General features: G+C 41.9%; 12 protein-coding genes and 1 rRNA gene. 8 read left to right on the top strand and 5 right to left on the bottom strand.

Annotated elements, in window-relative coordinates; translation table 11 throughout:
- Window positions 1-15: 15 nt before the first annotated feature.
- From mnmE to rpmH, 5 genes are all read right to left on the bottom strand, one after another.
- Window positions 16-1,395: a tRNA uridine-5-carboxymethylaminomethyl(34) synthesis GTPase MnmE gene (mnmE, locus tag AC0C66_RS08305; protein WP_472973527.1), complete on the bottom strand. Its 1,380-nt coding sequence runs from the start codon at window positions 1,393-1,395 to the stop codon at window positions 16-18.
- Between the two features lie 311 nt (window positions 1,396-1,706).
- Window positions 1,707-2,333 (bottom strand): RNA-binding cell elongation regulator Jag/EloR, encoded by a 627-nt coding sequence (jag, locus tag AC0C66_RS08300; RefSeq protein ID WP_061187098.1) that lies wholly within the window; start codon window positions 2,331-2,333, stop codon window positions 1,707-1,709.
- Window positions 2,330-3,115: a YidC family membrane integrase SpoIIIJ gene (spoIIIJ, locus tag AC0C66_RS08295; RefSeq protein WP_044059167.1), complete on the bottom strand. Its 786-nt coding sequence runs from the start codon at window positions 3,113-3,115 to the stop codon at window positions 2,330-2,332. Before spoIIIJ ends, jag begins: the two co-directional genes overlap by 4 nt.
- A 144-nt stretch (window positions 3,116-3,259) precedes the next feature.
- Window positions 3,260-3,610, bottom strand: a complete 351-nt coding sequence (rnpA, locus tag AC0C66_RS08290; protein WP_041521115.1) for a ribonuclease P protein component — start codon at window positions 3,608-3,610, stop codon at window positions 3,260-3,262.
- Between the two features lie 151 nt (window positions 3,611-3,761).
- Window positions 3,762-3,896 (bottom strand): 50S ribosomal protein L34, encoded by a 135-nt coding sequence (rpmH, locus tag AC0C66_RS08285; protein ID WP_003178075.1) that lies wholly within the window; start codon window positions 3,894-3,896, stop codon window positions 3,762-3,764.
- 619 nt (window positions 3,897-4,515) lie between these two features.
- On the opposite strand from rpmH, the gene dnaA reads away from it, so the two are divergent.
- From dnaA to AC0C66_RS08245, 8 genes are all read left to right on the top strand, one after another.
- Complete coding sequence (gene dnaA, locus AC0C66_RS08280) at window positions 4,516-5,856, top strand: chromosomal replication initiator protein DnaA (protein WP_003242674.1); 1,341 nt, start codon at window positions 4,516-4,518, stop codon at window positions 5,854-5,856.
- Window positions 5,857-6,044: 188 nt separating this feature from the next.
- Window positions 6,045-7,181 carry a DNA polymerase III subunit beta gene (gene dnaN / locus AC0C66_RS08275; protein WP_088680205.1) on the top strand — a complete coding sequence of 379 codons (1,137 nt, stop codon included), beginning with the start codon at window positions 6,045-6,047 and terminating at the stop codon, window positions 7,179-7,181.
- 131 nt (window positions 7,182-7,312) lie between these two features.
- Window positions 7,313-7,528 (top strand): ribosome maturation protein RlbA, encoded by a 216-nt coding sequence (gene rlbA / locus AC0C66_RS08270; RefSeq protein ID WP_003219264.1) that lies wholly within the window; start codon window positions 7,313-7,315, stop codon window positions 7,526-7,528.
- A gap of 15 nt (window positions 7,529-7,543) precedes the next feature.
- Window positions 7,544-8,656 (top strand): DNA replication/repair protein RecF, encoded by a 1,113-nt coding sequence (gene recF, locus AC0C66_RS08265; RefSeq protein WP_014112268.1) that lies wholly within the window; start codon window positions 7,544-7,546, stop codon window positions 8,654-8,656.
- Window positions 8,657-8,673: 17 nt separating this feature from the next.
- Window positions 8,674-8,919, top strand: coding sequence for an extracellular matrix regulator RemB (gene remB, locus AC0C66_RS08260; RefSeq protein WP_003219266.1), 246 nt, complete (start codon window positions 8,674-8,676; stop codon window positions 8,917-8,919).
- A gap of 54 nt (window positions 8,920-8,973) precedes the next feature.
- A complete protein-coding gene (gene gyrB, locus AC0C66_RS08255) occupies window positions 8,974-10,890 on the top strand; it encodes a DNA topoisomerase (ATP-hydrolyzing) subunit B (RefSeq protein ID WP_014112269.1) in 1,917 nt (638 codons plus the stop codon).
- A 210-nt stretch (window positions 10,891-11,100) separates the two neighbouring features.
- The gene (gyrA, locus tag AC0C66_RS08250; protein WP_072183314.1) at window positions 11,101-13,566 is read left to right on the top strand and encodes a DNA topoisomerase (ATP-hydrolyzing) subunit A; all 2,466 of its coding nucleotides are present in this window, start codon (window positions 11,101-11,103) and stop codon (window positions 13,564-13,566) included.
- A 345-nt stretch (window positions 13,567-13,911) separates the two neighbouring features.
- Window positions 13,912-14,037, top strand: a 16S ribosomal RNA gene (locus AC0C66_RS08245); the annotation flags it as partial.

The following is a 14,037-nucleotide window of genomic DNA, read 5'->3' as shown; positions in this document are numbered from 1 at the left end:
TAGTTCCTCCTTTTATTATTTTCCTAAACAGAATTGAGAAAAGAGCTGATCAATTAAGCTTTCGTGGACAGAATCTCCGATGATTTCACCCAAAAGCTCCCAGCATCTTGTAAGGTCGATTTGCACCATGTCGATCGGGACATCCTGTTCGATGCCGCTAAGCGCATCTTCAATAGCACGTTTTGCTTGCTGTAAAATAGAGATATGACGTGTGTTGCTGACATAAGTCAGATCTCCGCTTTCAATGGCACCCGTGTAGAACAGCGATTGAATCGCTTCTTCCAGATCATTGACGCCTTCCTCTTTTAATAGAGATGTCGTGACAACAGGACGTCCATTGGCAAGCTCACGGACACGCTCACTGTCAATCTTCGCCTCAAGGTCAGTCTTATTCATAATCACGATAACGTCCATGCCCTCAACGGCTTCAAAAAGCTTCACGTCTTCTTCAGAAAGCTCTTCACTATAATTAAGCACGAGTAAAATCAGGTCCGCTTCCTTTAGAACCTGGCGAGAACGTTCAACACCGATTCGTTCAACAATATCCTCTGTTTCACGAATACCTGCTGTATCAACCAGACGAAGTGGAACGCCCCTTACATTAACGTATTCCTCAATTACATCCCGAGTCGTTCCGGGAATATCGGTTACAATGGCTTTTGCCTCATGAACGAGGCTGTTCAGAAGAGATGATTTTCCTACATTCGGCCGGCCGATAATGACAGTAGAAAGACCTTCCCGCAAGATTTTTCCTTGCTCAGAAGTCCTCAGCAGCGCCTCAATTTCTTTTTTCACGGCGGTTGCCTTTTCAACCAAAAGCTGATGCGTCATTTCCTCTACATCATCGTACTCCGGATAATCTATATTTACCTCAACGTGAGCCAGCGTTTCTAAAATCTCACTGCGTAAACGGCGCACCAAAGCAGAAAGACGCCCTCCCATTTGATTCATGGCGACGTTCATTGCCCGGTCCGTTTTCGCTCTGATTAAGTCCATAACCGCTTCCGCCTGTGAAAGATCAATTCGGCCGTTTAAAAACGCGCGTTTCGTAAATTCACCAGGCTCTGCCAGTCTCGCTCCCTCTCTCAATGCGAGCTGAAGCACTTGGTTCACAGTCACAATTCCCCCGTGACAGTTAATTTCGATGACATCTTCACGTGTAAAAGTTCTCGGTGCCTTTAACACTGATACCATTACTTCCTCTACGACACGATCCGAAGGTCTGTCTACGATATGACCATAATGAATCGTATGTGATTCGACCGAGCTGAGTGTTTTTCCCTTCGGCCCTTTATAAATTTTATCTGCGATTTGAATTGCTTCTGGTCCGCTCAACCGTACAATCGCAATCGCGCCTTCTCCCATCGGAGTGGAAATTGCTGCAATTGTATCCATGCTGTTCACCTCTCTTTACTTATACTTTCATCTATATAAAAAAATTTTTATTATGCCAAAACTAAAAGATAACATAGTTTGGTTCGAAGTGGAAGATGTGTTATCCACAGAATTAGGAATTCGCCTCCTATTACTTTAACTTATCCACATGTGAATAACAATTAATTTTATTTCCTGAACTTCCTTTTTATCAACAGGATACACCTAAAAAGAAAAAACTTAAACGGCAAAAGCTTGATATGACTAGGAAAAATAGATTTTTCTCATACAAAAAAACCGAAATCCACTTTTTATCGGACTTCGGTTTTATGCTATCTTTTATGGGAAATAACGAGATGGCGATTTTCGCCTTCACCCATTGAATATGTTTTGATCTGGTGATTTGCATATCCAGAAAGAGTATCATGAATGATTTTTCTTTCACTGGACGGCATAGGTTCAAGATGAACTGCTTTTTTCGTTTTCAGGACCTGGTCTGCAAGCCTGATGGCCAGCTGACTCAGTGTATCTTTTCTTTTCAAACGATAGTTTTCTGCATCCACCGTCACATTTTTATATTGGCCTGGATAACGATTAAGGACAAGCTGTGTCAAAGTTTCAAGGGCATTTAAGGTTTGTCCTCTTTTCCCAATCAACAAGGCCGCTTTTTCACCTGTTATATGGAAACTCACTGTCTTTTTGCTTTCTTGAACAGTCACATCAGACTTCCCGGCAATAGCCTCAGCAATTGTTTGAAGATAAGACTTCGCTTGCTGAATCGGATCAATCTTTTCAACCAGCTTTACGACCGCCGGCTTTTTACCGAAAATACCGAGAAACCCTTTGTTTCCCTCTTCAATAACGGTAATTTCTACCTTATCCTTCGTTAATTCCAGCTCTTGCAATCCAGACTGTACTGCTTCATCGACATTTCGCCCTGCAGCAGTCACATTCCTCACTTTTTCTTTCCTCCGGCTTTTTCCGGCTCAGGATTTTTTTTAATATCTGGTCCTTTAATGAGGAAAGTTTGTGCAATCATAAATAAGTTACCGACTACCCAATAAAGAGAAAGAGCCGCCGGGAAGTTGATCGCAAATACGATAATCATAATCGGCATAATCCAAAGCATCATCGCCATTTGCGGATTTTGCTGCGCATTTCCCGCCATCATCAGTTTTTGCTGAACAAATGTAGCAACACCGGCAACGATAGGAAGAATATAGAAAGGATCTTTTTCTCCTAAGTCAAACCATAAGAAACTATGCTCTGAAATCGCCTGTGTTCTCATGATCGCATGATAGAATCCAATTAAAATCGGCATCTGGATTAAAATCGGGAAACATCCCGCCAACGGATTGACACCATGCTTTTGGAATAAAGCCATTGTTTCCTGCTGAAGCTTTTGCTGTGTTTTTTGATCCTTTGAGCTGTATTTTTCTTTAAGCTTTTGCATTTCCGGCTGTAAAGCCTGCATCGCTTTCGAACTTCTCAGCTGCTTAATCATCAGCGGTAAAATTAATAAACGAATTAAAATGGTAACAAGAATAATTGATAGTCCATAGTTATCTCCCGTCAATTTCGCTACATACGTAATGAGCTCAGACAATGGATATACTACGTACTTGTCCCAAAAATGCGGACTATCTGCAGTGATTGGCTCCTTCACACTCGAGCACCCAGCCAAAAGCATGAATACGCCAACCATACTTAATAGCAACCCTATTCTCCTTTTCAACAACATTTCCTCCTATAATTAATCTTTACACTCTTTTATTGCAAAGCATACTTGTATGTATTTTAGCATCTTTCAGTTTTAAATGGTGTCTTTTTCTGATCAACCAGAAAGGAAGCGCTTTTAAAAGTTGTAAGAAAGCAGTGACAATGCCTACTTTGACGAAGATTTCTTATATAAAGAAGACTTCCTGAATAGATGCTGCAGACTTTTTTTCGTTTCCTCATATGTCAGCTGGCTCGCCGGTTTTCTGGCAATAATGATGTAATCCTTTTCCTTCAGTCTCTCTTTCTCTTCAAGAAAAGCCTGCCGAATCAAACGTTTGATCCGATTTCGCATCACAGCGTTGCCAATTTTTTTGCTGACGGAAAGCCCGACGCGCAGCTCATCGTTTTCAGGCTGATCAAGCGTATATAAGACAAACTGGCGGTTCGCTATTGATGTCCCATGCTTAAACACTTTTTGAAAATCTTCATTTTTCTTTAAACGATTTCGCTTCTTCAAATGACTCACTCCGATACTGGCTGGCAGAAACTTTTGAAATTTATTATGAAAATGAGATGCACTAGAACCAGGGAGCATACCCCGGTTCATCATGCATCACATCTATCTTTTCCCATAAAGTGAAAAAAGACCACTGACATTATTCAGTGGCCTAAGCTGATAATACTTTTCTGCCTTTACGGCGACGGCGTGCTAAAACTAGACGACCGTTTTTTGAACTCATACGGCTTCTGAAGCCATGAACTTTACTGCGTTTACGGTTATTCGGTTGGAATGTTCTTTTCATTTATGACACCTCCCTCGAGGAATAGCTGTTAAAGACAGTCTTACTTATTATATTTGTGTTACCTATTCATTGTCAACTTCACTAGTGCTTTTATTTCTTGCAACCATAATAGGATACCACACCTTTCCGACTTTCGAAACCTTATTTTTTAGATTCCTTAATTTAACGAAAAAAAGTCAGAAAAACTGCTCTAAAAATACGAATGTGGATATCTTTTTAGCTCTTTTTTAATATCCACAGTGGTTATCGACAACATTTTCACATTACCAACCCCTGTGGACAAGATTTTTTCAACAGGTTGTCCGCTTTGTGGATAAGATTGTGACAACCATTGCAAGCTCTCGTTTAATTTGGTATTATATTTGTGTTTTAACTCTTGATTACTAATCTTACCTTTACTCTTTATCCACAAAGTGTGGATAAGTTGTGGATTGATTTCACACAGCTTGTGTAGAAGGTTGTCCACAAGTTGTGAAATTTGTCGAAAAGCTATTTATCTACTATATTATATGTTTTCAACATTTAATGTGTACGAATGGTAAGCGCCATTTGCTCTTTTTTTGTGTTCTATAACAGAGAAAGACGCCATTTTCTATGAAAAGGAGGGACGTGCCGGAAGATGGAAAATATATTAGACCTGTGGAACCAAGCCCTTGCTCAAATCGAAAAAAAGTTGAGCAAACCGAGTTTTGAGACTTGGATGAAGTCAACCAAAGCCCACTCACTGCAAGGAGATACATTAACGATCACGGCTCCCAATGAATTTGCCAGAGACTGGCTGGAGTCCAGATACTTGCATCTGATTGCAGATACTATATATGAATTAACCGGGGAAGAATTGAGCATTAAGTTTGTCATTCCTCAAAATCAAGATGTTGAGGACTTTATGCCGAAGCCGCAAGTCAAAAAAGCGGTCAAAGAAGATACATCTGATTTTCCTCAAAATATGCTCAATCCAAAATATACTTTCGATACTTTTGTCATCGGATCTGGAAACCGATTTGCACACGCTGCTTCCCTCGCAGTAGCGGAAGCACCCGCGAAAGCTTACAACCCTTTATTTATCTATGGGGGCGTCGGCTTAGGGAAAACACACTTAATGCATGCGATCGGCCATTATGTAATAGATCATAATCCTTCTGCCAAAGTGGTTTATCTGTCTTCTGAGAAATTTACAAACGAATTCATCAACTCTATCCGAGATAATAAAGCCGTCGACTTCCGCAATCGCTATCGAAATGTTGATGTGCTTTTGATAGATGATATTCAATTTTTAGCGGGGAAAGAACAAACCCAGGAAGAATTTTTCCATACATTTAACACATTGCACGAAGAAAGCAAACAAATCGTCATTTCAAGTGACAGACCTCCAAAAGAAATTCCGACACTTGAAGACAGATTGCGTTCACGTTTTGAATGGGGCCTGATTACGGATATCACGCCGCCAGATTTGGAAACGAGAATTGCGATTTTACGAAAAAAAGCCAAAGCGGAGGGCCTCGATATTCCGAACGAGGTTATGCTTTATATCGCAAATCAAATTGACAGCAATATTCGGGAACTTGAAGGAGCATTAATCAGAGTTGTTGCTTACTCATCTTTAATTAATAAAGATATTAATGCTGATCTGGCCGCTGAGGCGTTGAAAGATATTATTCCTTCTTCAAAACCGAAAGTCATTACGATAAAAGAAATTCAGAGGGTAGTAGGTCAGCAATTTAATATTAAACTCGAGGATTTTAAAGCAAAAAAACGGACAAAATCAGTAGCTTTCCCGCGACAAATCGCCATGTACTTATCAAGGGAAATGACTGATTCCTCTCTTCCTAAAATCGGTGAAGAGTTTGGAGGCCGTGACCATACGACCGTTATTCATGCGCATGAAAAAATTTCAAAACTGCTGGCAGACGATGAACAGCTTCAGCAGCATGTAAAAGAAATTAAAGAACAGCTTAAATAGCAGGACCGGGGATTAATCGAGGAAAGTGTGAATAACTTTTCAGAAGTCATACACAGTCTGTCCACATGTGGATAGGCTGTGTTTCCTGTCTTTTTCACAACTTATCCACAAATCCACAAGCCCTACTATTACTTCTACTATTTTTTAAAAATATATATATTAATACATTATCCGTTAGGAGGATAAAAATGAAATTCACGATTCAAAAAGATCGTCTTGTTGAAAGTGTCCAAGATGTATTAAAAGCAGTTTCATCCAGAACTACGATTCCCATTCTGACTGGTATTAAAATCGTTGCATCAGATGATGGCGTATCCTTTACAGGAAGCGATTCAGATATTTCAATTGAATCCTTCATTCCAAAAGAAGAAGGAGATAAGGAGATCGTCACAATAGAACAGCCTGGAAGCATCGTTTTACAAGCCCGCTTCTTTAGTGAGATTGTAAAAAAACTGCCGATGGCAACTGTAGAAATCGAAGTGCAAAACCAGTATTTGACGATTATCCGTTCTGGCAAAGCTGAATTTAATCTAAACGGTCTGGATGCTGATGAGTACCCGCACTTGCCGCAGATCGAAGAGCATCACGCGATTCAAATTCCAACTGACTTGTTAAAAAATCTAATCAGACAAACAGTATTCGCGGTGTCCACCTCAGAAACACGCCCTATCTTGACAGGTGTAAACTGGAAAGTGGAGCGAAGTGAATTATTATGCACTGCGACGGATAGCCACCGTCTTGCTTTAAGAAAAGCGAAACTTGATATTCCAGAAGACAGATCTTATAACGTCGTGATTCCGGGAAAAAGCTTAACTGAACTCAGCAAGATTTTGGATGACAATCAGGAACTTGTAGATATCGTAATCACAGAAACCCAAGTTCTGTTTAAAGCGAAAAATGTTTTATTCTTCTCGCGGCTTCTGGACGGAAATTATCCGGATACAACCAGCCTGATTCCGCAAGAAAGCAAAACAGAAATCATTGTGAACACAAAAGAATTCCTTCAGGCAATTGATCGTGCATCTCTTTTAGCCAGAGAGGGACGCAACAACGTGGTGAAGCTGTCTGCAAAACCGGCTGAATCGATTGAGATTTCTTCCAACTCACCTGAAATTGGAAAAGTTGTTGAAGCGATTCTTGCTGATCAGATCGAAGGTGAGGAATTAAATATCTCATTTAGTCCAAAATATATGCTGGATGCACTAAAGGTGCTTGAAGGAGCAGAAATACGGGTAAGCTTTACAGGCGCAATGAGACCTTTCTTAATTCGCACACCGAATGATGAAACGATTGTACAGCTTATCCTTCCTGTCAGAACCTATTAATCCGATACACTGCTGCCGACCCTTTCGGCAGCTTTTCTATTCGGTATCTGCTCCGACAAGTTTTCCCTTTCCCTAATTCGTTTTTTTTTAGTACAATTAGATATTAGTGATATTTGAAAGAGGTCGATATAATGGCAAATCCGATTTCAATTGATACAGAGATGATTACACTCGGACAATTCTTGAAATTAGCCGATGTCATTCAGTCAGGCGGTATGGCGAAGTGGTTTTTAAGCGAGCATGAAGTGCTTGTGAATAACGAGCCGGACAACCGCCGCGGCAGAAAGCTGTATGTTGGAGATGTGGTAGAGATTGAAGGATTTGGTTCATTTCAAGTCGTCAATTAAAGCGGGTGACACTGATTGTATATCCAGAACTTAGAACTGACATCTTACCGCAACTACGACCATGCTGAACTTCAATTTGAAAATAAAGTAAATGTGATCATCGGAGAAAACGCCCAGGGGAAAACAAATCTCATGGAGGCGATCTATGTCTTGTCCATGGCGAAATCGCACAGGACGTCAAATGACAAAGAACTTATACGGTGGGACAAAGACTATGCTAAAATAGAGGGAAGAGTGATGAAGCAAAACGGGGCGATCCCGATGCAGCTCGTCATCTCCAAAAAGGGTAAAAAGGGCAAGGTCAATCATATCGAACAGCAAAAGCTCAGCCAGTATGTCGGGGCCCTCAACACCATTATGTTCGCGCCGGAAGATTTAAATCTTGTAAAGGGAAGCCCTCAAGTGAGAAGGCGGTTTCTTGACATGGAAATCGGACAGGTTTCTCCTGTTTACCTGCATGACCTTTCTCTTTACCAGAAAATCCTCTCGCAGCGAAATCATTTTTTGAAGCAGCTGCAAACAAGAAAACAAACTGACAGAACGATGCTCGATGTTTTGACCGATCAGCTTGTAGAAGTTGCAGCAAAAGTCGTCGTAAAACGCCTGCAATTTACAGCGCAGCTCGAAAAATGGGCTCAGCCTATCCATGCGGGCATCTCAAGAGGGCTTGAAGAGCTGACCCTGAAGTACCATACGGCTCTTGAGGTATCAGATCCTAAAGACTTGTCGAAAATAGGAGATAGCTATCAAGAAGCGTTTTCTAAATTAAGAGAAAAAGAAATTGAGCGCGGTGTTACGCTGTCAGGGCCTCATCGTGACGATGTTCTTTTCTATGTGAACGGACGCGATGTGCAGACGTATGGTTCTCAAGGACAGCAGCGAACGACGGCATTGTCTCTTAAGCTGGCGGAGATTGACCTGATCCATGAAGAAATCGGAGAATACCCCATTTTACTATTGGATGATGTACTGAGTGAACTGGACGATTATCGCCAGTCACACTTGCTTCATACGATCCAAGGCCGTGTACAAACGTTTGTCACAACGACAAGCGTTGATGGCATTGATCACGAAACCTTACGTCAAGCAGGAATGTTCCGTGTGCAAAATGGTGCGTTAGTGAAGTGAAGAAATGAGGTGGGCAATTGTATATTCATTTAGGTGATGACTTTGTGGTTTCAACACGAGATATTGTCGGCATTTTTGACTTTAAAGCCAACATGTCGCCTATTGTTGAAGAATTTCTGAAAAAACAGAAACACAAGGTGGTGCCTTCCGTAAACGGCACGCCCAAATCTATCGTAGTCACGGTTCAGAATATATATTACTCTCCCTTATCTTCCAGCACATTAAAAAAACGTGCGCAATTTATGTTTGAAATAGATTCTTAGAAATTTTTTATCACGAATATATCGTTTAGAAAAGTGTAGGTGAATGACGTGGCTATGGAACAGCAGCAAAACAGTTATGATGAAAATCAGATACAGGTACTAGAGGGATTGGAAGCTGTTCGTAAAAGACCAGGGATGTATATCGGTTCAACAAACAGCAAAGGCCTTCACCACCTGGTATGGGAAATTGTCGACAATAGTATTGACGAAGCCCTCGCCGGTTATTGTACGGATATCAATATCCAAATCGAGAAAGACAACAGCATCACGGTGATAGATAATGGCCGCGGTATTCCAGTCGGTATTCATGAAAAAATGGGCCGTCCTGCGGTAGAAGTCATTATGACGGTGCTTCATGCTGGAGGGAAATTTGACGGAAGCGGTTATAAAGTGTCTGGAGGATTGCACGGTGTAGGTGCGTCAGTCGTAAACGCGCTTTCAACCGAGCTTGTGGTGACGGTACACCGTGACGGTAAAATCCACCGTCAAACCTATAAACGCGGAGTTCCGGTTTCAGACCTTGAAATCATTGGCGAAACAGATCATACAGGAACGACGACACATTTTGTCCCTGATCCTGAGATTTTCACAGAAACAACTGAGTATGATTATGATCTGCTTGCGAACCGCGTGCGCGAATTAGCCTTTTTGACAAAAGGCGTAAACATCACGATTGAAGATAAACGTGAAGGACAAGAGCGCAAAAATGAGTACCATTACGAAGGTGGAATTAAAAGTTATGTAGAGTATTTAAACCGATCTAAAGAAGTTGTCCATGAAGAGCCGATTTACATTGAAGGCGAAAAGGACGGCATTACGGTTGAAGTGGCTTTACAATACAATGACAGCTACACAAGTAACATTTACTCATTTACAAATAACATTAACACGTATGAAGGCGGTACCCACGAAGCGGGCTTTAAAACGGGTCTGACTCGTGTTATCAACGATTACGCCAGAAAAAAAGGGCTTATTAAAGAAAATGATCCAAACCTAAGCGGAGATGACGTAAGAGAAGGGCTGACCGCGATTATTTCAATCAAACACCCTGATCCGCAGTTTGAGGGCCAAACGAAAACAAAGCTAGGCAACTCAGAAGCGCGGACGATCACCGATACGTTATTTTCTACGGCAATGGAAACATTTATGCTGGAAAATCCAGACGCGGCCAAAAAAATTGTCGATAAAGGTTTAATGGCGGCAAGAGCAAGAATGGCTGCGAAAAAAGCCCGTGAATTAACACGCCGCAAGAGTGCTTTGGAAATTTCAAACCTTCCCGGTAAGTTAGCGGACTGCTCTTCAAAAGACCCGAGCATCTCCGAGTTGTATATCGTAGAGGGTGACTCTGCCGGAGGATCTGCTAAACAGGGCCGCGACAGACATTTCCAAGCCATTTTGCCGCTTAGAGGTAAAATCCTGAACGTTGAAAAAGCCAGACTGGATAAAATCCTTTCTAACAACGAAGTTCGCTCTATGATTACGGCGCTCGGCACAGGTATCGGGGAAGATTTCAACCTGGAGAAAGCCCGTTACCACAAAGTTGTCATTATGACAGATGCCGACGTTGACGGCGCGCATATCAGAACACTGTTGTTAACGTTCTTTTACAGATATATGCGCCAAATTATCGAAAATGGCTACGTGTACATTGCGCAACCGCCGCTCTATAAGGTTCAACAGGGGAAACGTGTTGAATATGCTTACAATGACAAGGAGCTTGAAGATCTGTTAAAAACGCTGCCTCAAACGCCTAAGCCGGGATTGCAGCGTTATAAAGGTCTTGGTGAAATGAATGCCACCCAGCTATGGGAAACAACCATGGACCCTAGCTCTAGAACACTTCTTCAGGTAACTCTTGAAGATGCTATGGATGCGGATGAGACATTTGAAATGCTGATGGGCGACAAAGTAGAACCGCGCCGAAACTTCATAGAAGCGAATGCGAGATACGTTAAAAATCTTGACATCTAATCATAAAAAGCCTTATTTCCAATTAGAAATAAGGCTTTTTTCTGAACAAGATCAGCTGCAGTAATGCTTGCAATACCTATATATTCTAGCAATTTAATGTGTATAATCATAAGTTTATTGATATAATGGAGAATAGTGAAATCGTATTGAAGGTCATAATGGACAATCTACTCCCACATATTTCATGTGATACTTCAGGGAGGTTTTTTAATGAGTGAACAAAACACACCACAAGTTCGTGAAATAAATATCAGTCAGGAAATGCGTACGTCCTTCTTGGATTATGCAATGAGCGTTATTGTGTCCCGTGCTCTTCCAGATGTACGTGACGGTTTAAAACCGGTTCACAGACGGATTTTATATGCAATGAATGATTTGGGCATGACGAGTGACAAGCCATATAAAAAATCCGCGCGTATCGTCGGAGAAGTTATCGGGAAATACCACCCGCACGGTGATTCAGCGGTATATGAATCCATGGTCAGAATGGCGCAGGATTTTAACTACCGTTACATGCTCGTTGACGGTCACGGGAACTTCGGTTCTGTTGACGGAGACTCAGCGGCTGCCATGCGTTATACAGAAGCAAGAATGTCTAAGATCTCGATGGAAATTCTTCGAGATATCACAAAAGACACAATCGATTATCAGGACAACTATGATGGGTCAGAAAGAGAACCCGTCGTTATGCCTTCAAGGTTCCCGAATCTGCTCGTGAACGGTGCTGCCGGTATTGCGGTAGGTATGGCAACAAACATCCCTCCGCACCAGCTTGGGGAAATCATTGACGGTGTACTTGCTGTCAGTGAGAACCCGGACATTACAATCCCTGAGCTGATGGAAGTCATTCCAGGGCCTGATTTCCCGACTGCGGGTCAAATCTTGGGACGCAGCGGTATCCGGAAAGCATACGAATCTGGCCGAGGCTCTATTACGATTCGGGCAAAAGCTGAGATCGAACAAACATCTTCAGGTAAAGAAAGAATTATCGTTACAGAGTTACCTTACCAAGTAAATAAGGCGAAATTAATCGAGAAAATTGCTGATCTCGTTAGGGACAAAAAGATAGAGGGCATCACAGATCTGCGTGATGAGTCAGATCGTACAGGTATGAGAATTGTCATTGAAATTAGACGCGATGCCAATGCAAATGTTATTCTAAACAACCTATACAAACAAACTGCGCTACAAACATCTTTTGGTATCAACCTGCTTGCGCTTGTTGACGGTCAGCCGAAAGTTTTAAATCTAAAGCAATGCCTAGAGCATTACCTTGACCATCAAAAAGTCGTCATCAGACGCCGTACGGCATATGAATTGCGTAAAGCGGAAGCGAGAGCTCATATCTTGGAAGGTTTGAGAATTGCTCTCGATCATCTCGATGCAGTTATTTCTCTTATCCGTAATTCTCAAACGGCTGAAATAGCGAGAACAGGTCTAATTGAACAATTCTCACTGACAGAGAAGCAAGCACAAGCGATTCTCGATATGAGGCTGCAGCGTTTAACAGGACTAGAACGTGAAAAGATCGAAGAAGAATACCAATCTCTTGTTAAATTAATTGCAGAGCTAAAAGACATTTTGGCAAATGAATATAAAGTGCTTGAGATCATCCGTGAAGAACTCACTGAAATCAAAGAGCGTTTCAACGATGAAAGACGCACGGAGATCGTCACTTCTGGACTAGAAACAATTGAAGATGAAGATCTTATTGAGAGAGAAAATATCGTCGTCACTCTGACACACAACGGGTACATCAAACGTCTTCCTGCATCAACTTACCGCAGTCAAAAACGAGGCGGAAAAGGTGTACAGGGAATGGGAACAAACGAAGATGATTTCGTTGAGCATTTAATATCTACGTCAACTCATGACACGATTCTCTTCTTCTCGAACAAAGGGAAAGTGTATCGTGCAAAAGGGTATGAAATCCCTGAATACGGCAGAACAGCAAAAGGAATCCCGATTATTAACCTGCTGGAGGTAGAAAAGGGTGAATGGATTAACGCAATTATTCCAGTCACTGAATTCAATGCGGAGCTTTACCTTTTCTTCACAACAAAGCACGGGGTTTCAAAACGAACTTCACTGTCTCAGTTTGCTAATATCCGCAACAATGGCCTAATCGCTCTTAGTCTTCGTGAGGATGATGAATTGATGGGTGTACGTCTGACTGACGGTACAAAACAAATGATCATCGGAACGAAAAATGGATTGCTGATCCGTTTCCCTGAAACAGATGTCCGGGAAATGGGAAGAACTGCGGCAGGCGTAAAAGGCATCAACCTGACCGATGACGACGTTGTTGTCGGCATGGAGATATTAGAGGAAGAATCACATGTCCTTATCGTAACTGAAAAAGGTTACGGAAAACGAACTCCGGCTGAAGAGTACAGAACCCAAAGCCGGGGCGGAAAAGGACTCAAAACAGCGAAAATCACCGAGAACAACGGCCAATTAGTAACAGTAAAAGCTACTAAAGGTGAAGAGGATCTAATGATTATTACGGCCAGCGGCGTACTCATTAGAATGGACATCAATGACATCTCAATCACCGGACGTGTCACTCAAGGTGTACGCCTCATCAGAATGGCGGAAGAAGAGCATGTTGCGACAGTAGCATTAGTAGAGAAAGACGAAGAAGATGAGAATGAAGAAACACAAGAAGAAGTGTGAGAAAAGCGCAGCTGAAATAGCTGCGCTTTTTTTGTGCCACAACCCTTTACAGTCATAAGAATTATGGTATAATCATTTCTGTTGTCTTTTAAAAGACACAAACATGACTAGCAAAAACTTTTTTAAAAAAGTGTTGACCTAGTTAACTAAAAATGTTACTATTAAGTAGTCGCTTCGAGAGAAGCGCATAAAGTTCTTTGAAAACTAAACAAGACAAAACGTACCTGTTAATTCATGTTTTATAAAATCGCACAGCGATGTGCGTAGTCAGTCAAACTAGGGCCTGCACGATGCAGGTCACACAGGTGTCGCCGCAGGATGCGGTGGACTTAACCTGTGATCCATTTATCGGAGAGTTTGATCCTGGCTCAGGACGAACGCTGGCGGCGTGCCTAATACATGCAAGTCGAGCGGACAGATGGGAGCTTGCTCCCTGATGTTAGCGGCGGACGGGTGAGTAACACGTGGGTA

The sequence above is a fragment of the Bacillus sp. VA13 genome (genome assembly GCF_055710085.1).
The sequence above is the reverse complement of the archived record's forward strand: the minus strand, read 5'-3'. Positions and strand labels throughout refer to the sequence as shown.